We start from the raw sequence: 21,123 nt of genomic DNA on the forward strand, positions 1-21,123 counted from the left end.
ACTGGACGTGCTAAAACTTACGCCGCTAGTTTAAGCGACATGGACTTCTCGCTCACCGACGAGGAACGTGCGATTCGCGATACCGCTCGTCAGTTCATCACCAAAGAGGTCGTGCCGCTGGAGCAGGAGGCGCTGCTCCGCGAGCGCCGGCACCAGCCCGGCCTGGAGCTCAGCGAGCTGCGCGAGCTTCAGCAGAAGGCCAAGAAGTTCGGCTTCTGGGGCCTTTCCACCCCCGAGGAGTACGGCGGGATGGACCTTCCGGCCGTGCTGCAGTCGCTGATCTGGACCGAGGTGGGCCGCACCTTCGTGCAGTTCAAGTTCGGCGGCGAGGCCGACAACATCCTCTACTACGCCAATGACGCGCAGAAGGAGGAGTTCCTGCTGCCCACGATCGAGGGCGAGCGGATCTCCTGCTTCGCGATCACCGAACCGGGCGCGGGCTCCGACGCCGCGAACATCAAGCTGCGCGCGGTCCGCGACGGCGACGACTGGGTCCTCAACGGCGAGAAGACGTTCATCACCAACGGCAACGACGCCGACTTCGCGATCGTGGTCGGGGTGACCGACCCGTCCCGCAAGGCGAGCAACGGCGGGGCGACGGCGTTCCTGGTCGACCGCTCGATGGGCTGGCGGTCCGAGTTCATCCAGACCATGGGCGAGGGCGGCCCGGCCTCGCTGATCTTCTCCGACGTTCGCGTCCCGCACCGCAACATCCTCGGCGAGATCGGCCAGGGCTTCGAGCTCGGCATGAAGTGGATCGGCAAGGGCCGTTACCTGATCCCCTCCAACGCCCTGGGCATCGCCGAGCGGGCCCTGGGCATGGCGATCGAGTACGCGAACACCCGCGAGACGTTCGGCGCCAAGATCGGCACGAACCAGGCGATCCAGTGGATGATCGCCGACTCCGAGGTCGAGCTGGAGGCGGCCCGCTGGCTGATCCTGCGCGCCGCCTGGACCGTTGACCAAGGCGAGGACCCCAGGCACGCTTCATCGATGGCGAAGCTGTACGGCGCCGGGATGGTCAACCGGGTCGTGGACCGGGTGATGCAGATCCACGGCGGCATGGGTTACACCCGCGAGCTCCCGATCGAGCGCTGGTACCGGCAGGTCCGCCTGATGCGGATCTACGAGGGCACCGACGAGATGCAGCGCCTGATCATCTCGAGAGACCTGCTTCGTGGCTACACCAAAATCGGAGGGCACCTCGCATGACACAACTGTCGCTGGCCACCGTCCTGGCTGAAGCGGCCCGGAAATATCCCGACAAGCTCGCCGTGATCGACAGCGCCACGACCGAGCGCATCACCTACCGCGACCTGTGGCGGCAGACCCTCGCGTACGCGGCCGGCCTGCGCGAGCTCGGCATCGGCCCGGGCGACACGGTCGCGATCCAGATCCCCAACCTCGCCGATTTCCCCCGGGTCTACTACGCGACGCTCGCGGTCGGCGCCACGATCGTCCCGATGCATCTTCTCCTCACCCCGGATGAGAACGCTTACGTCCTGCGAGACAGCGGGGCAAAGCTGCTGGTCGCGCATTCGAGCCAGCTGGCCAACGCGGTAGCCGCCTCCAAGATCGCCGGCGTCGACGTCGTCTCGGTCGGGCCCGCGGTCGAAGGTGTACGCCGGCTCGAAGACGCGGCCGCCGCCGTTCCGCCACTGCGGACCTACGTGAGTCGCGAGGCGGAAGACATCGCGGTCGTCTTCTATACGAGCGGCACCACCGGCAAGCCCAAGGGCGCCCTGCTCACCCACCTCAACCTCGTGATGAACACGGTCGTCAACGTCTTCGACATCCACGAGCTGTACGAGGACGACGTGGTGATGGGCTGCCTGCCGCTGTTCCACACCTTCGGCCAGACCGTGGGGATGAACGGCACCTTCCGGATGGGCGGCACGATCGTGCTGCTGGCCCGCTTCACCGGGGAGGCCGCCATCGACCTGATGGTCCGGGAGAACGTGACCATCTTCCACGGCGTGCCGACCATGTACATCGGGCTGCTCGAGGCCGCGGCGAAGGCCGACCGGCTGCCCGCCTTGCGACTGTGCGTCTCCGGCGGCGCGTCACTGCCGGTGGCCGTGCTCGAGAAGTTCAACGAGACGTTCCACGCGACCATCTTCGAGGGATACGGCCTCTCCGAGACGTCGCCGACCGCCACCACCAACCAACCCGCGTTCGGCGTACGGGCCGGAACCGTCGGCCACCCGATCTGGGGCGTCGAGGTGGAGATCGCCCGGCCCGAGATCGACGAGCGGATCGAGTTCATGGAGAACGGCGAGCTCGGTGAGATCGTGATCCGCGGGCACAACGTCTTCGCGGCCTACCTCAACAACCCGGAGGCGACCGCGCAGGCGATCGTCGACGGCTGGTTCCGCACCGGCGACCTGGGCACCAAGGACGACGAGGGGTTCATCACGATCGTCGACCGCAAGAAGGACCTGGTGATCCGGGGCGGCTTCAACGTCTACCCGCGCGAGGTCGAGGAGGTGCTCGCCCGGCACCCGGCCGTGCTCCAGGTCGCGGTGATCGGCGTACCCGATCCGGTGCACGGCGAGGAGATCTGCGCGGTGGTGGTGCCCGACCCGGGTGGCGTCACGGCCGAGGAGCTCATCGAGTGGTCGCGGGAGAAGCTCGGCAAGCACAAATACCCGCGTCAGATCCGCTTCGCCGAGGCGCTTCCGCTCGGCCCGAGCATGAAGGTCCTGAAGCGAGAGCTGCGCAAGACCTACTCAGAGCAGTAGCGGCGGCAGGGCGGCGACGATCGGTTTGTCCGCGGGCAGCCAGTGGACGGAGTCCAGCTCGTCCGCGGACAACCAGCGCATGGCCGTGTGCTCGAGGGCTCTCGGCTCGTCGCCGTCCAGCAGTTGGACGGCGAAGACGCGCAGGACCGCGCGGCCGTGTGCGAGCGTGACGTCGGGGCCGATCCGGGCGCCTACTTCGACGCGTACGCCGAGCTCCTCCACGCACTCGCGGGCCAGCGCCTGCTCGTCGGTCTCGCCCGGCTCGACCTTGCCGCCGGGAAACTCCCATCGGCCGGCCACCTCGGGCGGCGCCGAACGCTCGCAGGCCAGCACGCGACCCTCAGTGATGATCGCCGCTGCCACGATTACCTTGCGTGACTTCACGGCGTTGACGTGCTGTTCCCCCGGCATGAGATCAGAGCTTCCCATAAAAGTTCACCGTTCAGGTTGTCCAAGCCGTCCCGATCGTCACGCAAACACGTATATGTGGGCGTGGACATGCTTGTCGCGGAAGACAAGACTGTGGGCACCGACCATGACGACACGGCGACAGTTTGGCCACAAGCCGGCAACGACGCCTAGGGGGTGCGGCGATGCGGGCCAGAAGACGTCGGGCCAACGGCACCGACTATCTGAGCGACGCACTTGCTCTGCTGTCCGGCTGGACGCGCGACGGCGTTCAGCTCAAGCGCGAGCTGGCATGCGACGAAAGTCAGCATGCCGCATTGACGGAACGAATCAAGGTGGCGGCGGACACACTGCACATACGCCCCAGCATCCGGCGCCTCGACGGTCACACACAGATCTGCCTGGGCTCCCGCGACGGCGACGCCATCACGGACGGTGAGGTAACCCTGGCCGCCCGGATCGAGGATTTCTACCGCACGGTCATCGGGACGACCCAGACCACGCCATAGAGCCGGCTCGCTAGGCTTTGGGGCCATGAGCGACGTCATCTTCGACAACAAGGGTCAGCTCCAGCAGATCGAGAGCGGCCTCCTCGACGGCGAGCAGATCATCGCCGTCTACGACGCGATCGGTGCCGGCACGGGCTTCATCGGCCTGACCAACCGGCGCGTCATCATCCAGGACAAGTCCTTCGTCGGTAAGCGCGTCGCGATCACGAGCATCCCGTACTCGAAGATCAGCTCGGTCAGCGTGGTGAGCAACAAGAGCTGGGCCGGCTCGTTCTTCTCGTCCGGCACCATCGTCATCACCGTCGGCACGCACCAGCACGAGGTCGAGTTCCGCGGGGTGGAGAAGACCCAGCACGTGCACAACGTGATCCTGCACTACGCGTCGTAGGCGAGCAGCCTCGTGGGCAGCGGCGTCTCCACGACCGAGCCGTCCGCTGCCCGCTTCAGCTCGTACCCCCGCGGGCCCTCCCGGTCGGCCACGACCTCGTGCAGAGACGTGCCGCGGTAATAGAGGCCGGCGCCATCGTCGGTGGCGTACCCGTCACCGAGCGTGCCCGCCGCGATCAGCTCGTGCATCTTCGGCCGGCGTTGCTCCTCGCCGTCGTAATGCACCCCATTGCTGTACGGGAGCCAGGCCAGCCCGTCGGTGAAGGCGCGCAGCTCCGGCCCGTAACTGTCGGTGCTGCCGCCCTGGTGCCAGCAGATCGAGCCGGCCGAGATGCCGGCGAGCACGACGCCGGACTGCCACGCCTCATGCAGGATCGCCTCGAGGCCGTGCGCCCGCCAGACCGCGCAGAGGTTGGCCACGCTGCCGCCCTCGACCCAGATGATGTCCTGCTCCAGCAGATGCTGGCGGATGTCCGCGACGTTCGGCATCGGGAACAGGGCCAGATGGGACGGGCGGAATTCGGTGCCCGCGAACGCCGAATAGCACGCACCGATCAGAGTCTGCGGATCGCCCGTGGCCTGGGCGAGCACGCAGATCCGCGGATTCGAGGCGCCCGACAGCTCGGCGGCGAACCGGTGGATCGGCCCGATGTGGACGTCATAGGGCCCGCGGGGGCCACGCCGGAACCCGGCGCTGGTGGCGAGAATCGTGGGCGCGTCGGCAGTCACCGGATCATCATGGCGCACGCGTCCGCGGTGTCGAGCACGAGATCGGCGGCGGTGTCGATGGCCGCGGTCAGGTGCAGCGGGTCGCCGTCCAATCCGGCGAACGCCTGGTCGACCCGCTCCCGGAACCGCTCGGGCGCGCCGGGCAGCGCGGCCGTGGCGGCCACCGCGCCCTTCTCGTTGATCAGCCACTTGCGGGCGGCGCCGTGCAGGGCGTGCGCGCAGACCCCGACGACGCGGAACAGGCACCCCGCGACGTAGGCGCTGTCCGCCCGGGAGACCGCCTTCCGGGCGCCGGCCACCAGGAAGTCGGCCTCCCACAGGCCGGCGACCAGCGCCTCGGACAGTTTCGGCGGGTAGACACGCATCCGGTCGCGGGCCTCGGCCAGCTCGCCGGTGGGATCGGCCAGAATGCGGCTGAGGACGAGCTCACCCACGTACGCGAAATCGGGGAATCCCAGCGGATGGCCGGTCTGCTGATGGAACCCGAACCGGCCGCGCTCGGCATCGGCCCAGACGGCCAGCACCCGATCGAGATCGCGGTAGATCCAGTCGACCGCGTGAGCGTCGATCTTGAGCCAGCCGCCGCCGTCGACCCACGGGCCCCAGCCGCCCGGCGCCGTGACCATCGCGGTCGGGCCGGCAATCGACTTGGCCAGCCGGTCGAGCCGGTCGACGTCGAGCGGGGAGCGGTAGTAGAGGCCGACGTCGGTGTCCGAGTCGGGGGCGTGCGAGCCACGGGCCCGGCTGCCGCCGAGCACGATTCCCACCACGCCGGGCACCTCGGCGACGCGCTGGGCGACCTCGATCAGACGTGCTTCGGTCAGCGGCACGGTTTCCAGTCTTCCCCGCGAGCGCGTCAGCAGGCCAGCCCTTCGAGATACCCGAGATCGTCGGAGCTCAGGACCAGGTCGGGCATCGGGACCGTGGCGTCCTCCTCGCGGCCGTCGCCGGGGCAGATCGCGTGCCGGCCGAGCGGCACGCAGAAGTTGAGCGCCTCGCCGCAGTTGCTGCTGTGCGCGGGGCGGCGCGGGTTCTGGGTGCCGAGTGCCACGACCTTGTGCTGGGGCTGGCGGGTCACGACGGCGTCGATCAGCTTGCGGTCGGTCGGCCGGCCGTCGGTCAGCGTCACGAGGTAGTGGAGGGTCTCGACGCCGGGGACGCCCTGGGTCTCGACCTTCTTGGCGCCGCGGGGGAGGGCGGGGTCGCGTACGAGTCGGGTCTCGTACGGAATCTCCCTGGTCTCCACCTCGGTGCGGGTCGTTTGCACGGGCTGGGGGCTCGGTGAAGCCGGCGCCGATACCGGATTTGTCCGATCTGCGGGAGCGGCCGTCGTCGTCGAGGCCGGCACGGGAGCCGCCGGTCGCGCCACCCTCTCGTCCGCTTTATAGGTATTTTTTGGCCTAAGGCGTGAGGATGGTTCCCGCTGGGCCGGCGACAGCGCCGACGGCGCCGGAGCCGCCACCCCCACCTCGGTGACGATGCGGGGTCCTTCCTTCTGCTCGTTCTGCGACAGGGCCGCCACGCCCACGACCCCACCGCCGATCAACGCGAGAACGGCGCTGGCGCCGGCCGCCATCCGCACCCCGAACGGCAGCCTGGCCCACCAAGACTTTCGTGGCATTTCGAGCAGTTGCTGCCATGAGTCACTAGTTGTCTGGTTTTGCACCAGAGCATTCTCCAGTGCGAGGCCCGGAACGCAAGCATCCCGGGCCGCACTGGCGAGCCGATCAAGCAGCCTTGCGGAGGTGCTCCAGCGCCTTGCTCCAGGCCACGACCTGGTCGATCACCGTCGTCAGGGCCTGCTCGTGCTGCTCCTTGGGCAGGAAGAGGCTGTAGTTCTCGAAGTCCTGCGCCAGCGACAGCAGGACCTGCGCCCGCACGTCGGCCAGCATGAGCTCGCCCGCGATCAGCCGCAGGTGCTCCACCGCCCGCGCGCCGCCGACCGAGCCGTAGCCGACGAACCCGACCGCCTTGTTGTTCCACTCGGCGAACAGGAAGTCGATCGCGTTCTTGAGCGCGCCCGAGGTCGAGTGGTTGTACTCCGGCGTGACCATGATGAAGCCGTCGAGCGAGCCGATCTTCTCGGCCCAGGCCAGCGTGTGCGGCTTGCTGTACTGCCCCATCGACGGCGGGACCGCCTCGTCGAGGTGGGGCAGGTTGTAGTCGAGCAGGTCGACCAGCTCGAACTCGGCATCGGTCCGCTTGGAGGCGATGTCGAGCACCCACTTGGCCACGGCCTCGCCGTTGCGGCCCGGCCGCGTACTCCCGAGGATGATTCCGATCTTGGTCATATCTGGCGCTCCTAGTTTTTTGCTTCGTCAAGCAAATAGTGCGGCACGCCCGCCGTAGGATCAATGTCATGTCCGCCACAACACCCGCCGGGGTCCTTCCGCTCAGCGCGGAGGAGGAGGCGGTGATGCGTGCCCTCGGCCGCCTCATGCTGGTGCTGCCCCGCGCGCTCAACCACGATCTCGAGCAGGGCCAGCGCATGACCGCGAGCGAGTACAGCGTGCTGCGCAACCTCTCCGAGTCCGAGCACGGCCTCATGCGCATGAGCGAGCTCGCCCAGGCCTGTGACATGTCGCTGAGCGGCATGACCCGGCTCGCGGCCAAGCTCGAGTCCCACGGCTACGTACAGCGCATCAAGTGCGAGGACGACGCCCGCGGCTGGAACGCCGTGCTCACCGAGAAGGGCCTCGCCCGCCTGCGCGAGGCGTGGCCGACCCACCTGGCCAGCGTGCGCCGGCGCATCTTCGACCACCTGGGCGACCTCGACCTGCAGTCGCTGGCCAAGGCCTTGAACGCCATCGCCGGCGAGGCCTGAAACAAGACCCTTTGCCCGTACGAGGTGAGCACGCGCCTTGACGTATTCCGTTATGGGTATACGATTGCCGCATGGCACGAGCGGCGACGACAACGGATGCGTTCAACGCGGTGGCCGAGCCCCGCCGGCGGCAGATCCTCGACCTCCTGGCCCAGGGCGAGCGCCCGGTCAACGACCTGGTGGCCCAGCTCGGTCTCGCCCAGCCCCAGGTCTCCAAGCACCTGCGCGTGCTGCGCGAGGTCGACCTGGTGCGCGTCCGCGACGAGGGCCGCCAGCGGCTCTATCGGCTGAACGCCGAGCCGCTGCGCCCGATCCGCGATTGGCTGCGGGCGTACGAGCAGATGTGGAACGAAAGGTTCGACCTGATGGACACCATCCTGACGGAACTCAGCGAGGAGGATTCCGATGACTGAAGGCACGGCGAAGGTGACACTTCCGTCCGACACCCAGATCCTGATCACCCGAGAGTTCGACGCGCCCCGCCACCACGTCTGGCGGGCGTACACCGAGCCCGACCTCATCAAGCGCTGGTGGGCCGGCAAGAAGGGCACGGTGACCAGCGTCGTGGTCGACCTGCGCGTCGGCGGCCAGTGGCGCTACGTCATGACCGCGAACGGCGGTTTCGAGGTGGCCTTCCACGGCGAGTTCCGCGAGATCGACGTGCCGACCCGGCTGGTCAACACGGAGGCCTTCGAGGGCGTCCCCGACCCCGACGGCACCGCGGGCCTGGTCACCGTGACCCTGACCGAGAAGGACGGCCGGACGTACCTGGAGGCCCTCTGCGACTACCACGAGAAGACCATCCGCGACATGGTCATCGACTCGGGCATGGAGTCCGGCATGCAGCAGTCGTACGACGCCCTCGAGGAGGTGGCGGCGTCCCTCTGACGTCAGCACTACCTGATCTGCCCCACGGCCGGCCGCGTGTGACGCGGCCGGCCGTCCCCCTCCCCCGGGCGACCCACCGCACGCCCCGCCCGGCGCGCAGATCGCCACGGCCGCCGCCGCAACGGCTGAATCGGATCGACCACCGTTATTCGAGTGTCTCATCGGCGATGCAGCTTCTCGTGCATAATTCATCGGGCGCGAAAACGGGCCACCACCCACCCTTCGAGACTCATCGCGGCCTGCAACGGAGCAATCTGCCAGATGGCCACAAGCCGGGTAGCGGATCGCTTCCTGGCGCGGGATAATGATCCGTCCCACCTATAAACGATGTCCGCGCGCTTGTCTATACACAACGACGTGAATGGAAAAGATTCTCGTGGCCACCCATGGGTTGAAGATCGTCACCAGTCTCTGCGGCAGCGGCACTTGTCCGACGATCTACGAAAGCGATCGCGGCACTCTGATCATCCAGGGATACCCTGTCGACGCCGCGCATGCCGGCGTCGTCGTGCCGGAGGGCGAGTCGCTCGTCGAGATCCCGGCCGAGCTTCTGGCGAAACTGTCGCGGTCGAGCAACTAGGACGGTCGGCGATGCGGAGGTGCCCGAGGTGAGCGAGAGCGGCCCGGGCACCCCCGCGCAGGAGCACGAGACCGTCGGCCCCGCCCTGGCCCGCCTCCGGAAGGCGAAGCGCATATCGGGCGCCGAGCTGGGCCGGATGGTAAAACTGAGCCAGCCCACCATCTCCCGCCTGGAACGGGACATCGGCCTGCCCGACCCCGAGAACGTTCGTCGGGTCGCCAAGGCCCTCGGCGCCTCGACGGAGGAGATAGAGCGCCTGGTCGTGACCGCCGAGCGGGCGCACGACCTGATGACCGACCTGAAGCCGGGCCCCACCTCGCTCGGCAAGCGCCAGCAGGTCCTGGGCGAGTTGGAAGCGAAGGCACGGGAGATCCGCGTCTTTCAACCCGACATCGTCATCGGGCTCCTGCAGACCAGCGACTACGCACGAGCGATCCTGACCGGTTTCCAGCAACTGCACGGAACCAGGTCGCTGGCGGAGTCCATCTGGATCGCGGTGTCGGAACGGATCACGCGCCAGGTCATCCTCACCGATCCGGCCCGGTCATTCCATTTCATTCTCGGCGAGGCCGCCCTGATCAATCAGCTGTGCCCGCCCGAGTTCATGCCGGCCCAGATTCAACGCATCCGCGAGGTGGCGAATCAGGAGAACGTCACGCTTTCGATCATTCCGCTCGAGGCCGTCTGGCCCATTGCGCCACTGCACGGTTTTACGCTGCTCGACGAGACCGCGCTGCTCATCGATCTTTTCAACACGGCAACCATTTCCCAGGGGAAGAGCTACAACCGCGCCTTTCGGCAGATCTTCGACCTCTACGCCGGCACCGCGACTACCGACATTGAACCCATCCTGGAGCGGCATCTACGGCACTACCTGCGCCTCATCCAGCGCGAAGGCGAATAATGATCGATCATCGTCGATAAATAAGCCTCTTGCCGACGTCGCCGGAATCTCCTTACTTTGGGTGAATGAGCGACTTCGATGCACCCATCCCAGCCGGCGATCAGCAACGCATGACGTTGACCCCGATCGTGTCGTGCGGCGGCGGAACCTGCCCCGCGATCTATCGGACAACCCGCGGCACGTTCGTCATTCAAGGCCGTGCCGTTCCCGTCGAACAAACCGACGTCACCCTCGCACCGGATGAGCTTCTCGTGGAGATCCCCGAGGATCTGATCGCGGGTATCTCCGCTCAGCCGTTCGCCAGCCCGTAGGCCTCCAGGGCCGCGTCCAGCATCCTTTCCTGCGTCGCCGCCGGGTAGGCGGCGGGATCGGCGGCCGCGAAGGCGGCCGCGCCCTCGACCATCGCGCTCAGGGCCAACGCGACAGTGGACACACGTTCGGGCGACCAGTTCGGCGCCGCCCCGCCGACGAGTCGTTCCAGGCGTTCGCGCCAGAGGCGGTTGTTGCCGCGGTGGATCTCGATCAGCTCGTCGTCGGCGAACGCCGCGGCCAGGAAGCCGATCCAGACAACGCTTCCGCTGATGGTTTCCTCGTCGATCGCCAACCCTTGCCGGAGTACGGCGCGCAGCGCCTCCCGGGGTGAGGTGGCCGACGCCTCCAGCGCCTCGACGCGCCGGCGGGAAGTCTCGTGCAGGAGTTCGCGCGCGTGCCGCAACAGCGCTCGCCGGTTGGGGAACCGGTGCATCACCAGGCCCGTCGTGCAGCCGGCCGCGGCCGCCACGGCCCGCACCGTGAGCCGCTCGAGGCCCTGCTCAGCCAGCACCTCCCAGACCGCACGGGACAAGGCCTCGCCCTGAGCGGGCCGATCCGCCGTACGTGACACGCGTCTCCTTCCTCGGTATCCGTAACAGATGTTACCGTAACGCTCGTTACGAGAAAGGGGATGCACGATGACCTGGACGATCGAGGAACGCACCTGGGACGACGCGGCCGGCGTCGCGCTGCGCACGGCCCAGCGTGCCGAGCTCGACGAGCGCTACGGCAGCGACGACCACGAGCCCGGCGCCGCCCCCTCGTCCACCGACATCGACGTCTTCCTGGTAGCCGTCGCGCCCGACGGCCACGCCGTCGCCTGCGGCGCCCTCCGCCGTCTCGACGACCACAGCGCCGAGGTCAAGCGCATGTACGTCGAGCCCGCCCACCGCGGCTCCGGCGTCGCCACCGCCCTGCTGCGCGTCCTCGAGGAGAAGGCCCGCGCCCGAGGCTGGCACACCCTGCGCCTGGAAACCGGCCCGGCCCAGCCCGACGCGATCCGCTTCTACGAGCGCGAGGGCTACCGCCCCATCCCCCTCTACGGCGTCTACATCGGCTCCGACCTGTCACTCTGCTTCGAGCGAGCCCTCTAGCCAGGCGTCGAGGCGAAACTCGGCCGTGGCAGCGCAGGTCGACTCGAGTTCGGCGTGGACGGTCAGGCCGGGCCGCGCGAGTGCGAGTTGTTGGACGACGTCAAAGCGACGCTCGCAGGCCGGGTCGGCGCCGACCGCCAGCGGCTTGTCGGACGCGGCCCAGCGCCCCAGCTCGTACCGAACGATGGGTTGTGTCGTCTCGAAGGAGAACCAGAACAGAACGGCGTCGGCCAGCACGAGATGGTCGAACTCCCAGCGAATCTGCCGGGCGCCCTCGGCGTCGTCGCCCATGGTGTAAAGCGAGCGACGCGGGTTGGAGACGGCCGGCCAGACCGGACGCGGATACTCGACCGGGTTTCGTCGCCGTTCAACCGCTTCGACGCTGAGTTCAGGCAGCCGAAGCCATCGTCACCGAGTGCTACCGTGGCGACATGACTGCGGTGCCCGAGTGGATGCGGCCCCCTCGCCCCGAGGGCTGGTACTCCGAGGACCTCGACGAGATTGCCGAGGCGCCGCGCCACACCGAGTTGATCGATGGCGCGCTGGTCTTCATGATGTCCCCCCAGCGGGTCTGGCATGCCCGGATGATCACCGCGCTGGTGAACTCACTTACCGACCAGGCGCCTGAAGGCATCGAGGTTGATCGGGAAATCACGATCCGACTCGATAAATGGAACCGCCCGGAACCTGATCTCCTGGCGGCCAGGGCACCCTACGATCCGTCCCGCACCTTTTACACGCCTGAAGAGACCCTTCTGGTCGTGGAGGTGGTCTCACCGGAGTCCGCGCACCGCGACCGTAACGTCAAGCTGCGCAAATATGCGGAAGCCGGCATTGCGAACTATTGGCGTGTCGAGGACGAGGGCGGAGCACCGGTGGTCCACGCCTACGAACTCGACGACCCCACGCGGTCGTACGTGCCGACCGGAATCCATCGGGGTGAGCTGCGCACCACGACGCCGTTCGCGATCAAACTTGATCTGGATGGGCTGGTGCCCGGCCGCAAGAACTGAGCCGGGCGCCCATGTCCGTCACACGTTGAAGCGGAACTCGACGACGTCGCCGTCTTTCATGAGGTAGTCCTTGCCCTCCATGCGGACCTTGCCGGCCGCCTTGGCCGCGGCCATCGAGCCGGCCGTCATCAGGTCGTCGTAGCTGACGATCTCGGCCTTGATGAAGCCTCGCTGGAAGTCGCTGTGGATGACGCCGGCGGCCTCGGGGGCGGTCGCGCCGACCGGGATCACCCAGGCGCGGGCCTCTTTCGGGCCGGCCGTGAGGTACGTCTGCAGGCCGAGCGTGTCGAAGCCGACCCGGATCAGCTGGTTGAGGCCGGGCTCGGTCTGGCCGGTGGACTCGAGGAGCTCCATCGCCTCGTCCGGCGGCAGGTCGATCAGCTCGGACTCGATTTTCGCGTCCATGAATACGGCCTCGGCCGGGGCGACCAGGGCGCGCAGCTCGTCGAGGAACGCGGCGTTGCCCAGTTCGGCCTCGTCGACGTTGAAGACGTACAGGAAGGGCTTACCCGTCAGAAGGTGCAGCTCAGCCAGCAGGGAGACGTCGATGTCCTGCCCGCCCGCGTACAGCGTCACACCGTCGTTGAGCAGCTTGAACGCGGCCTCGGCGGCGGCCACGACCGGCGCGCGGTCCTTCTTGAGCTTCGCCTCTTTCTGCAGGCGGGGCAGGGCCTTCTCGACCGTCTGCAGGTCGGCCAGGATCAGCTCGGTGTTGATCGTCTCGATGTCGTCGGCGGGCGAGATCTTGCCGTCGACGTGCAGCACGTTCGGGTCGGAGAACGCGCGGACGACCTGGCAGATCGCGGAGGCGTCGCGAATGTTGGCGAGGAACGCGTTGCCACGGCCCTGGCCCTTCGACGCGCCGCGGACCAGGCCCGCGATGTCGACGAAGCTGACCGGCGCGGGGATCACCTTGTCGCTGTGGAACAGCTCGGCGAGCTTCTCCAGGCGCTCGTCGGGAAGCCCGACCACGCCGACGTTCGGCTCGATCGTCGCGAACGGGTAGTTCGCGGCGAGCACGTCGTTCTTGGTCAGGGCGTTGAAGAGGGTGCTCTTGCCGACGTTCGGCAGGCCGACGATTCCGATGGTGAGGCTCACGGACACCCAGTTTACGCAGCCGTCGAATCGATCACCCCGGCCGACGGTCATGTCCGAATCCCGCCAGCGTTGAGAGGCGAGAGAGCGCAGACTCGAACCCATGGAACTGGACTTCGAACGGTGTTACCGCGCCGTGGACAGCCGGGACCAGCGGTTCGATGGCTGGTTCTACACCGCCGTGACCAGCACGGGCATCTATTGCCGGCCGTCCTGCCCGGCCATGACACCGAAACGGGAGAACGTCACGTTCTTCCCCTCCGCGGCCGCCGCCCAGCGCGCCGGCTTCCGCGCCTGCAAGCGCTGCCGGCCGGACGCCGCGCCCGGCTCCCCCGAGTGGGACGTGCGGGCCGACCTGGTGGGCCGCGCGATGCGGCTGATCGGCGACGGCGTCGTCGACCGGGAGGGCGTGCCGGGCCTCGCGAGCCGCCTCGGCTACACCGAGCGTCACCTCAATCGCATGCTCACCGCGGAGCTCGGCGCCGGCCCGTTGGCGCTGGCCCGGGTCCAGCGCGCGCAGACCGCGCGCATCCTCATCGAGACCACCGACCTCGGCCTCGCCGAGATCGCGTTCGCCTCGGGCTTCGGCAGCGTGCGCCAGTTCAACGACACCATCCAAGAGGTGTACGCGCAGGCGCCCGGCCAGCTTCGCGAACGGCGCCCGGTCCGCAAGGCCGAGGCCGGAACGATCAGCATCCGGCTCGCGTACCGGTCGCCTCTGCACATCGCTTCCCTGCTCGACTTCCTCGAACAGCGCGCACTGCCCGGCGTGGAAGAGCGATCGGGTACCACGTACCGCCGAGGTCTGGTTCTGCCACACGGAAGCGCGACGGTCGCGCTCACCCCGGCCGACCGGTGGGTTTCCGCGACGCTGCGGCTCAGCGACGTGCGCGATCTCGCACCGGCCGTCGCCCGCTGCCGCCGGCTCTTCGACCTCGATGCGGACCCCGACGCCGTCGATGCCACGCTGGGTGCCGACGTCGCCCTCCGCGACGCCATCAAGAACGAGCCGGGCGTACGAGTGCCACGCGCGGTCGACGGCTTCGAGATGGCCGTGCGCGCGATCGTCGGACAGCAGGTCAGCGTGGCGGGCGCCCGGACGACCCTGACCCGGATGATCCGCGCGGCCGGCGGCTTCGACGGCGCTCCGCCGACTGATGGTCCAGGCTTGGGTAGCGGCACAGCCCTGGTGGGATTCCCGGCCGCGCGGACGGTGGCCGACCTGCCGGACTTGGCGTTCGGCATGCCGGTGGCGCGCCGCGAGACGGTCCGCCGGCTGGCCGAGGCGGTGGCGGACGGGAAGATCGACCTGGAGCCGGGCGCCGACCGCGAGGAGTCGATGGCGCGGCTGATGGAGCTGCCCGGGATCGGCGCGTGGACCGCCGGATATGTGGCGATGCGCGCGATCGGGGACCCGGACGTGTTCCTGCCGACCGATCTCGCCGTGCGGCGCGGTGCGGCCGCGCTTGGCCTGCCGTCGACCCCGAAGGCCCTCGAGCAGCACGCCGAGCGGTGGCGGCCATGGCGGTCGTACGCGTTGATCCGCCTGTGGCGAGCCTCCTGAACCAGTTATCCACAGGCCCCTTATCCACAGGCCCCGAAAAAGTCGCCCGCGGGCGCCCGCGACGGGCCAGGCTGTGTGCCAACCCCTGGAGGAAATGATGTTGAAATACCAGACGATCGAGACCCCCGCCGGCCCGCTCACGATCGTGGTGGGTGAGACGGGCGCCGTGCGCGCTGCCGGCTTCACCACCGAGATCGACGAGCTTCTCCCGTTGATTCATCCGCGGTTGCGAGAGCAGGCGACACCGGTCGACGACGTGGGCCCGGTCGCGGCGCAGACCCGCTCCTATTTCGACGGTGACCGGGCCGCGCTCGGCGCCGTGCCGGTCGAGCAGCGCACCGACGGCTCGTTCATGGCGCACGCCTGGCAGGTCATGCGCGAGATCAAGCCGGGACACCCGGTGACCTACACGCAGTTCGCCGAGCTTGCGGGCCGGCCGGCGGCGGTCCGGGCGGCGGCGACGGCCTGCGCCCGCAACCCGGTGGCGCTGTACACCCCCTGCCACCGGGTACTCCGGCTCGACGGCTCGCTCGGCGGCTACCGGTGGGGCACGCCGGTGAAGCAGTGGCTGTTGGACTACGAGGCGGAGTGAATTGACGGGACCCCGCGCGCGGTCCGCCGTAGCATTCTGCGCATGACTGATACGGGAATGACCGCGCGCGCCGGTCTCCCCGAGCGGCCGTCGCTGGACGGGCTCGAGGAGAAATGGTCGCGCCGCTGGCAGGAGGAGGGTACGTATACGTTCGACCGCTCGAAGGAGCGCGCGGATGTATACGCGATCGACACACCTCCGCCGACCGTATCGGGCGAGCTGCACATGGGGCACGTCTTCTCGTACACCCACACCGACATCGTCGCGCGGTTCCAGCGCATGCGCGGCAAGACCGTCTTCTACCCGATGGGCTGGGACGACAACGGCCTGCCCACCGAGCGCCGGGTCCAGAACCGCTACGGCGTCCGCTGCGACCCCTCGCTGCCGCACGACCCGGCGTGGCAGCCGCCGGCCACGGTCGGCAAGGAGACGATCTCGATCTCCCGGCGCAACTTCGTCGAGCTGTGCGCGAGCGTCACCGAGGAGGACGAGAAGGCGTTCGAGGCGCTGTGGCGCACGCTCGGGCTGTCCGTCGACTGGGGACTGACGTACACGACGATCGGGGCTCGCGCCCGGGCCGTCTCGCAGCGGGCCTTCCTCAACAACGTCGCGCGCGGCGAGGCGTACACGGCCGAGGCCCCGACGCTGTGGGACGTCGGCTTCCGCACGGCGGTCGCCCAGGCCGAGCTGGAGGATCGGGAACGCCCCGGCGCGTACCACAAACTGCGTTTCCACGGCCCGGACGGGCCGGTCGAGATCGACACGACCCGGCCGGAACTGCTGCCGGCCTGCGTCGCGCTGGTCTTCCACCCGGGCGACGAGCGCTATCAGCACCTGATCGGCAAAACGGTCCATACGCCGCTGTTCGGCGTCCAGGTCCCGGTCTACGAGCACCAGCTCGCGGCGCCCGACAAGGGCACCGGCATCGCGATGGTCTGCACCTTCGGCGACCTGACCGACGTCACCTGGTGGCGTGACCTGCGGCTGGAGACCCGGGTCGTGCTCGGCCGCGACGGCCGTTTCCTGCCCGACCGGCCACCCGGCGTCCCCGCCGCGTCGTACGAGCCGTTCGCCGGTCTGACGGTCAACGCGGCCCGCCGCGAGATCGTCCGGCTGCTGCGCGAGGCGGACGACCTGATCGGCGAGCCCATCCCGATCACCCACCCGGTCAAGTTCTACGAGAAGGGCGACTCGCCGCTCGAGATCGTCACGAGCCGGCAGTGGTTCATTCGCAACGGCGGCCGCGAGCCGGAGCTGCGGGAGAAGATGCTGGCCCGGGGCCGGGAGCTGCACTGGTACCCCGAGCACATGCGGCACCGGTACGAGCACTGGGTCAACGGCCTCACCGGGGACTGGCTGATCAGCCGGCAACGGTTCTTCGGCGTGCCCATCCCGGTGTGGTACCGGCTCGACAACGCTGGCGAACCGGACTACAGCCAGCTTCTCATACCGGACGAATCAGCACTGCCGGTTGACCCTTCCTCGGAGTGTCCGCCCGGCTTCGACGAGTCTCAGCGCGACGTTCCGGGCGGCTTCACCGGCGACCCCGACGTCATGGACACCTGGGCCACGTCGTCGCTCACGCCGCAGATCATCGGCGGCTGGCATGACGACGAGGACCTCTTCCGGCGGGTCTTCCCGATGGACCACCGCCCGCAGGCCCACGAGATCATCCGCACCTGGCTGTTCACCACGGTCCTGCGCGCCGAGCTGGAAAGTGACGTCCTGCCCTGGCAGAACGCGATCCTCTCCGGCTGGATCCTCGACCCCGACCGCAAGAAGATGTCGAAATCCAAGGGCAACGTCGTCACCCCGATCGACCTGCTCGAGGCGAACGGCTCGGACGCGGTCCGCTACTGGGCGTCGAACGGCCGACCCGGCGCCGACCTGGCCTTCGACCCGGCCCAGATCAAGGTCGGCCGGCGGCTCGCGACCAAGCTGCTCAACGCGTCGAAGTTCGCGCTCGGCCTGGGCGCGGGCACGGCGCTGCGGCAGCCGGTGACCGAGCCGCTCGACCTGGCGATGCTGACCCGGCTGGCCGGGGTCGTCACCGCGGCCGGCGAGGCGTTCGAGCGGTACGACCACACCGAGGCGTTGCAGGTCACCGAGGCGTTCTTCTGGACGTTCTGCGACGACTACATCGAGCTGGTCAAGGAGCGGGCGTACGCGGAGGGCCCGGCCGCCGACTCGGCCCGCGCCGCGCTCGCCTCCGGCCTGTCGGTGCTGCTGCGGTTGTTCGCGCCGTTCCTGCCGTACGTGACCGAGGAAGTCTGGTCGTGGTGGCGGTACGGCTCGGTCCACCGCTCGACCTGGCCGACACGGTACGAGCTGACCCGGGTCGCGCCCGAGGGTGACGCCGACCTGCTCGACCTGGCCGGCGAGGCGCTGCGGCAGGTCCGCCGGGCCAAGTCCGACCGGAAGCTGTCGATGAAGGCCGAGGTGCCGCTGGCCGAGGCGCTCGGCCCGGCGGCGCTGCTCGACCGGCTCGCCCTGATCGAGAACGACCTCAAGGCGGCCGGCCGGATAACCAAGCTCGACCGCCTGCCCGACCGCACGCCCGAGCTGGTGATCGCCTGCGCGTTCTGAGGGTTGCCCGGGACCGGCCAAACACCGGTCCCGGGCGCTCACGAACGGGCAGCATGAAGGGCATGTCGATCGCGCCCGAGCAGGTGCAGGCGCCCGCCGCCGACGCCGTGCTGTTCCGGTCCTCGCCCTGGCGGACGTTCATCGCCGTCTTCGCGCTCCTGATGATCTCGTTCGGCCTGGTGTCGCCGATCGTCGCGCTGATGGCCGGTGGCACCGGCAACCCGTGGTGGCAGACCGGGCTGCAGGCCGCCGCGATCAGCGCCGTGGCGGCCGGCCTCTACGCCTGGTCGACCCGGGGCGCGCTGAAGACCTGGATCCGGGTGTCGTCAGGCGGCCTCGAGGTGGCCGCCCAGGACAGCGACCCGATCCTGCTGGCCTGGCCGGACATCGCCGGCGTAGTTGTACGCCGGCAGGGCATCCGGGCGATCCTCGAGGTCACCCCGGTCGACCTCGACCGCGTGCACCCTGTGCAGGGCGAGGGCCCCGGCGGCCCGGCCATGACCGAGACCGCCGCCGGCCCGGCCTTCACCGCCGACCTGACCGAGGTGTGGCCGGGCCCGCGCGCCCTGCGCCGAGAGCTGGCAAAGCACATGCCGCCGGTCTAGAGACCTTTCGTGATCAAGGTCTGGTCGGTGAGGGTGGAGATAGACCTGTTCCGGTGAAGTAGCCGTCGATCAGTCGGGTGCGGTATCGGATGCGTTTGAGGCGGTTCTTCACGACGGCGGCGAGCTCGCCGGCAGTGCGGACAGCGAGGTTGGCGAGGCTGCTTTTCATCGTCGACCAGACCTTCTCGACCGGGTTGAGCTCGGGGGCGTAGGCGGGTAGCTGGTAGACGCGTTGCCAGGGCCGGGCGGCGATCGCGGTCCGGATCGCGGGGGTCTTGTGGGTGGACAGGCCGTCCCAGACCAGCACGATCGGCGCTTGCAGTTGCTGGTGGGCGGCGTCCAGCAGCCGGATCAGCTCCGGCTCCCGGAAACCCTTGGGTTCGCCTTTACGGCCGCGGTAGAGCAGGGTGCGGTAGATCAGCCGGGAACGGTGGCCGGGCCGGTAGCAGCACAGCCCGGCGACCGACACCCGTACGGTGCCTTTCGCGGTCACTTTCACGACCGGTGTTTCGCCTTTGGGTGCCCAGGTGGTGGCCTTGTGCGCTCTTAGCGTCTGGCCGCATTCGTCGGCGAAGCAGATCCAGGCGGACGTGCGGGCGGCGACTCTTTTACCGCCGGCCACTGATAACGGCGCCAGTGCGCGATCGCGGCCTCGTCCCGCTCGATCGCGCGGTGGATCGGTAGCTGCGGGGTGTAGCCGAGCCGGCGCATCGCTTCCCACGCCGCGGTGATCCCGACCCGGATATGGAACATCGTCGCAATCAACGCCACGATCCGGGCCAAGGTCCAGCGCTGATCCTCACCGTAGCCGGCCGCGGCCGGCCCCAGCTCCAACCGAGCCTTGAGCCGGGCCAACTGGGCATCATCGAGCTTTGGAGCGGGCCCGGCCGGACCCCGCGAGACCAGGGCCTGCACCCCGCCGGCGACCCAGACACGCTGCCACTGGTACGCCGATTTCGTGGATACCTCGAGCAGCCCGGCGACCTCGACCGCCGACGTACCGTCGGCGAACATCTGCGCAGCTTGCTCCCGTACCCGCTCTCGTCGCGCCCGTTCCGCCTGGTCAACGCCACCTATACGCGCTGCTCTGCTCACCTATACGCGCTGCTCTGCTCACCCATGCGCACGGCCACCACGGCTGGCGGGTGGCCAGCTTGGGCTGCCATGGCCGGGCAGTTGCGTGGTCGCACGCCGTGCCGCCCGGCCAGGTGGGTGGCGGGGATGCGGGCTAGCTTGAGGGCTTGGTGTGCGTATCGGACGCTTTCGGCGCAACGTTCAGCGACAGCTGGCGAACAATGATGACGACGAATGTGTGGTGAACACGTGCGCATGCACATTCATCACCGTCCCGCAGCGGGCGAACGGCGAGACCCATCGCCGCCCTGGGTGCCGTCCATCGCGCACTGTGACGGGCCGCACCCGCCGCAACCATGCAGCGGCCCGGGCCATCGCGCGCCTGGGCGCGGACCTTGCCGCCCGAGGGTGTCTAGAAGTCGCCGCCGAAGTCGCCGCCGCCGAAGTCGCCGCCGTCGAAGCCGCCGAAGTCCTGGCCGCCGCCGTCGAAGCCGCCGTTGTCGCCGCCGTCGTTGCCGCCGAAGTCTTGCGCGGCGTCCTGGTAGCCGTCCTGGAAGCCGTCGCCGTAGCCCATGTCGCCGAAGCCGGGCGAGAACAGGGCGTCGAAGATCAGCAGGCCGCCGAGTGCGCCGGCGCCGGCGCCGAGCGCTGTCTTCCACACGGGAGTCGAATACCACCCCGCCGGCACCGGACGGCCCTGGACGCGGCCGCCGGGGTAGTAGTACGGCGTGTCGGAGCCGGGGGTCGGGCCCGCCTTGTAGTGCTGGCCCTGCACGGTGACCTCGCGCTCGGTGGTCAGATGGCCGGCGCCCCGCGCGGTGGCCAGCGGCGGCAGGTCGGGGCCCGGGTCGATGCCCATCGCCACGCGGGCGGCCCGGACGTAGTTGAGGCCCTCGAGCGCCGACTCGCGGGCCAGCTCGAACTGCCGCACGGTCTTGGCCTGCTGAAGCTGGCCGCCGGCCGCGTTGTATCGCTCGCCGGCGTCGGACAGGGCCTGCCGGGCGGCGGCGTCGTCGCCGTGCAGGTTCATCAGCTGGCCGCCGAGGCGCTCGTACCACCTCTGGGCGTCGGCGCGGGCGTCTTCCAACTGCGTCTGCTGGTTTCCCGCGCTGTTGCGACGCGCGAGCATGACCACCAGAAGGACGACGATGACGATGGCCAGGATCAGCAACACGCTCATGTCTCAACGGTACCCTCGCGAGTCTTGTCATACCGATC

At 68.9% G+C, this 21,123-nt stretch carries 27 protein-coding genes; 16 read left to right on the forward strand and 11 right to left on the reverse strand.

The genetic code is table 11. From position 1 onward, the window contains the following. Positions 1-39 precede the first annotated feature (39 nt). Both A3CQ_RS0120255 and A3CQ_RS0120260 read left to right on the forward strand, forming a co-directional pair. Complete coding sequence (locus tag A3CQ_RS0120255; protein WP_020512776.1) at positions 40-1,212, forward strand: acyl-CoA dehydrogenase family protein; 1,173 nt, start codon at positions 40-42, stop codon at positions 1,210-1,212. Beyond that, on the forward strand, positions 1,209-2,741 hold the full coding sequence (locus A3CQ_RS0120260) for a long-chain-fatty-acid--CoA ligase (protein WP_020512777.1): 1,533 nt from the start codon (positions 1,209-1,211) through the stop codon (positions 2,739-2,741). The genes A3CQ_RS0120255 and A3CQ_RS0120260 overlap by 4 nt, the downstream gene beginning before the upstream one ends. Here the strand turns inward: A3CQ_RS0120260 and A3CQ_RS0120265 are convergent. Then, the gene (locus A3CQ_RS0120265; protein WP_020512778.1) at positions 2,730-3,152 is read right to left on the reverse strand and encodes a (deoxy)nucleoside triphosphate pyrophosphohydrolase; all 423 of its coding nucleotides are present in this window, start codon (positions 3,150-3,152) and stop codon (positions 2,730-2,732) included. The two genes, A3CQ_RS0120260 and A3CQ_RS0120265, sit on opposite strands and share 12 nt — an antisense overlap. A 182-nt stretch (positions 3,153-3,334) precedes the next feature. Here A3CQ_RS0120265 and A3CQ_RS0120270 point away from each other — a divergent pair, with 182 nt between their 5' ends. Next, positions 3,335-3,658, forward strand: a complete 324-nt coding sequence (locus A3CQ_RS0120270) for a 4a-hydroxytetrahydrobiopterin dehydratase (RefSeq protein ID WP_020512779.1) — start codon at positions 3,335-3,337, stop codon at positions 3,656-3,658. 25 nt (positions 3,659-3,683) lie between these two features. Next, on the forward strand, positions 3,684-4,046 hold the full coding sequence (locus tag A3CQ_RS0120275) for a PH domain-containing protein (RefSeq protein ID WP_020512780.1): 363 nt from the start codon (positions 3,684-3,686) through the stop codon (positions 4,044-4,046). Here A3CQ_RS0120275 and A3CQ_RS0120280 read toward each other — a convergent pair. The 4 genes from A3CQ_RS0120280 to A3CQ_RS0120295 form a co-directional block, all read right to left on the reverse strand. Beyond that, positions 4,034-4,774: a Type 1 glutamine amidotransferase-like domain-containing protein gene (locus A3CQ_RS0120280; protein ID WP_020512781.1), complete on the reverse strand. Its 741-nt coding sequence runs from the start codon at positions 4,772-4,774 to the stop codon at positions 4,034-4,036. The genes A3CQ_RS0120275 and A3CQ_RS0120280 overlap by 13 nt on opposite strands. Next, on the reverse strand, positions 4,771-5,604 hold the full coding sequence (locus A3CQ_RS0120285; RefSeq protein ID WP_020512782.1) for a nucleotidyltransferase domain-containing protein: 834 nt from the start codon (positions 5,602-5,604) through the stop codon (positions 4,771-4,773). The genes A3CQ_RS0120280 and A3CQ_RS0120285 overlap by 4 nt, the downstream gene beginning before the upstream one ends. Before the next feature lie 26 nt (positions 5,605-5,630). Beyond that, the gene (locus A3CQ_RS60945; protein ID WP_020512783.1) at positions 5,631-6,041 is read right to left on the reverse strand and encodes a G5 domain-containing protein; all 411 of its coding nucleotides are present in this window, start codon (positions 6,039-6,041) and stop codon (positions 5,631-5,633) included. 460 nt (positions 6,042-6,501) lie between these two features. Next, positions 6,502-7,065 carry an NADPH-dependent FMN reductase gene (locus A3CQ_RS0120295; protein WP_020512784.1) on the reverse strand — a complete coding sequence of 188 codons (564 nt, stop codon included), beginning with the start codon at positions 7,063-7,065 and terminating at the stop codon, positions 6,502-6,504. 68 nt (positions 7,066-7,133) lie between these two features. On the opposite strand from A3CQ_RS0120295, the gene A3CQ_RS0120300 reads away from it, so the two are divergent. The 6 genes from A3CQ_RS0120300 to A3CQ_RS53490 all read left to right on the forward strand — a co-directional run bounded on the left by A3CQ_RS0120300 (position 7,134) and on the right by A3CQ_RS53490 (position 10,281). Beyond that, positions 7,134-7,598 carry a MarR family winged helix-turn-helix transcriptional regulator gene (locus A3CQ_RS0120300; RefSeq protein ID WP_020512785.1) on the forward strand — a complete coding sequence of 155 codons (465 nt, stop codon included), beginning with the start codon at positions 7,134-7,136 and terminating at the stop codon, positions 7,596-7,598. Positions 7,599-7,669: 71 nt separating this feature from the next. After that, the gene (locus A3CQ_RS0120305) at positions 7,670-8,011 is read left to right on the forward strand and encodes an ArsR/SmtB family transcription factor (RefSeq protein WP_026205931.1); all 342 of its coding nucleotides are present in this window, start codon (positions 7,670-7,672) and stop codon (positions 8,009-8,011) included. Next, on the forward strand, positions 8,004-8,486 hold the full coding sequence (locus tag A3CQ_RS0120310; RefSeq protein ID WP_020512787.1) for an SRPBCC family protein: 483 nt from the start codon (positions 8,004-8,006) through the stop codon (positions 8,484-8,486). The genes A3CQ_RS0120305 and A3CQ_RS0120310 overlap by 8 nt, the downstream gene beginning before the upstream one ends. A gap of 361 nt (positions 8,487-8,847) precedes the next feature. Further along, a complete protein-coding gene (locus tag A3CQ_RS0120315) occupies positions 8,848-9,066 on the forward strand; it encodes a hypothetical protein (RefSeq protein WP_020512788.1) in 219 nt (72 codons plus the stop codon). A 28-nt stretch (positions 9,067-9,094) separates the two neighbouring features. Next, positions 9,095-9,970: a helix-turn-helix domain-containing protein gene (locus A3CQ_RS57590; protein ID WP_157296108.1), complete on the forward strand. Its 876-nt coding sequence runs from the start codon at positions 9,095-9,097 to the stop codon at positions 9,968-9,970. A gap of 65 nt (positions 9,971-10,035) precedes the next feature. Continuing rightward, entirely contained in the window at positions 10,036-10,281 is a 246-nt protein-coding gene (locus A3CQ_RS53490; protein ID WP_211216655.1) for a hypothetical protein, read from the forward strand. On the opposite strand, the gene A3CQ_RS0120330 is transcribed toward A3CQ_RS53490, so the two are convergent. Further along, positions 10,260-10,853: a TetR/AcrR family transcriptional regulator gene (locus tag A3CQ_RS0120330; protein WP_026205933.1), complete on the reverse strand. Its 594-nt coding sequence runs from the start codon at positions 10,851-10,853 to the stop codon at positions 10,260-10,262. The two genes, A3CQ_RS53490 and A3CQ_RS0120330, sit on opposite strands and share 22 nt — an antisense overlap. A gap of 67 nt (positions 10,854-10,920) precedes the next feature. Here A3CQ_RS0120330 and A3CQ_RS0120335 point away from each other — a divergent pair, with 67 nt between their 5' ends. Next, on the forward strand, positions 10,921-11,376 hold the full coding sequence (locus A3CQ_RS0120335) for a GNAT family N-acetyltransferase (protein ID WP_020512792.1): 456 nt from the start codon (positions 10,921-10,923) through the stop codon (positions 11,374-11,376). Here the strand turns inward: A3CQ_RS0120335 and A3CQ_RS0120340 are convergent. Next, on the reverse strand, positions 11,350-11,772 hold the full coding sequence (locus A3CQ_RS0120340) for a nucleoside 2-deoxyribosyltransferase domain-containing protein (RefSeq protein ID WP_281171501.1): 423 nt from the start codon (positions 11,770-11,772) through the stop codon (positions 11,350-11,352). The genes A3CQ_RS0120335 and A3CQ_RS0120340 overlap by 27 nt on opposite strands. 35 nt (positions 11,773-11,807) lie before the next feature. Here A3CQ_RS0120340 and A3CQ_RS0120345 point away from each other — a divergent pair, with 35 nt between their 5' ends. Beyond that, positions 11,808-12,389 carry a Uma2 family endonuclease gene (locus tag A3CQ_RS0120345; RefSeq protein WP_026205934.1) on the forward strand — a complete coding sequence of 194 codons (582 nt, stop codon included), beginning with the start codon at positions 11,808-11,810 and terminating at the stop codon, positions 12,387-12,389. Positions 12,390-12,407: 18 nt separating this feature from the next. Here A3CQ_RS0120345 and ychF read toward each other — a convergent pair whose 3' ends face one another. After that, positions 12,408-13,487, reverse strand: coding sequence for a redox-regulated ATPase YchF (gene ychF / locus A3CQ_RS0120350; RefSeq protein ID WP_026205935.1), 1,080 nt, complete (start codon positions 13,485-13,487; stop codon positions 12,408-12,410). A gap of 100 nt (positions 13,488-13,587) precedes the next feature. Between ychF and A3CQ_RS0120355 the strand changes: the two genes are divergently transcribed. The 4 genes from A3CQ_RS0120355 to A3CQ_RS0120370 all read left to right on the forward strand — a co-directional run bounded on the left by A3CQ_RS0120355 (position 13,588) and on the right by A3CQ_RS0120370 (position 18,831). Beyond that, on the forward strand, positions 13,588-15,048 hold the full coding sequence (locus A3CQ_RS0120355) for an AlkA N-terminal domain-containing protein (protein ID WP_020512796.1): 1,461 nt from the start codon (positions 13,588-13,590) through the stop codon (positions 15,046-15,048). Between the two features lie 94 nt (positions 15,049-15,142). Beyond that, entirely contained in the window at positions 15,143-15,640 is a 498-nt protein-coding gene (locus A3CQ_RS0120360; RefSeq protein ID WP_020512797.1) for a methylated-DNA--[protein]-cysteine S-methyltransferase, read from the forward strand. Between the two features lie 42 nt (positions 15,641-15,682). Next, positions 15,683-18,226: a valine--tRNA ligase gene (gene valS, locus A3CQ_RS0120365; protein WP_026205937.1), complete on the forward strand. Its 2,544-nt coding sequence runs from the start codon at positions 15,683-15,685 to the stop codon at positions 18,224-18,226. A 62-nt stretch (positions 18,227-18,288) separates the two neighbouring features. Further along, positions 18,289-18,831: a hypothetical protein gene (locus tag A3CQ_RS0120370; protein WP_020512799.1), complete on the forward strand. Its 543-nt coding sequence runs from the start codon at positions 18,289-18,291 to the stop codon at positions 18,829-18,831. A 13-nt stretch (positions 18,832-18,844) separates the two neighbouring features. Here the strand turns inward: A3CQ_RS0120370 and A3CQ_RS0120375 are convergent, their stop codons facing one another. The 3 genes from A3CQ_RS0120375 to A3CQ_RS0120385 all read right to left on the reverse strand — a co-directional run bounded on the left by A3CQ_RS0120375 (position 18,845) and on the right by A3CQ_RS0120385 (position 21,085). After that, positions 18,845-19,453: a transposase gene (locus A3CQ_RS0120375; RefSeq protein ID WP_157296110.1), complete on the reverse strand. Its 609-nt coding sequence runs from the start codon at positions 19,451-19,453 to the stop codon at positions 18,845-18,847. Next, a complete protein-coding gene (locus A3CQ_RS0120380; RefSeq protein ID WP_026205938.1) occupies positions 19,378-19,926 on the reverse strand; it encodes a winged helix-turn-helix domain-containing protein in 549 nt (182 codons plus the stop codon). Before A3CQ_RS0120380 ends, A3CQ_RS0120375 begins: the two co-directional genes overlap by 76 nt. A gap of 391 nt (positions 19,927-20,317) precedes the next feature. Beyond that, the gene (locus A3CQ_RS0120385) at positions 20,318-21,085 is read right to left on the reverse strand and encodes a hypothetical protein (protein ID WP_020512802.1); all 768 of its coding nucleotides are present in this window, start codon (positions 21,083-21,085) and stop codon (positions 20,318-20,320) included. Between the last annotated feature and the right edge of the window lie 38 nt (positions 21,086-21,123).

Source organism: Paractinoplanes globisporus DSM 43857, from assembly GCF_000379645.1.
In the GTDB taxonomy this organism is placed as follows: Bacteria; Actinomycetota; Actinomycetes; order Mycobacteriales; family Micromonosporaceae; genus Actinoplanes; species Actinoplanes globisporus.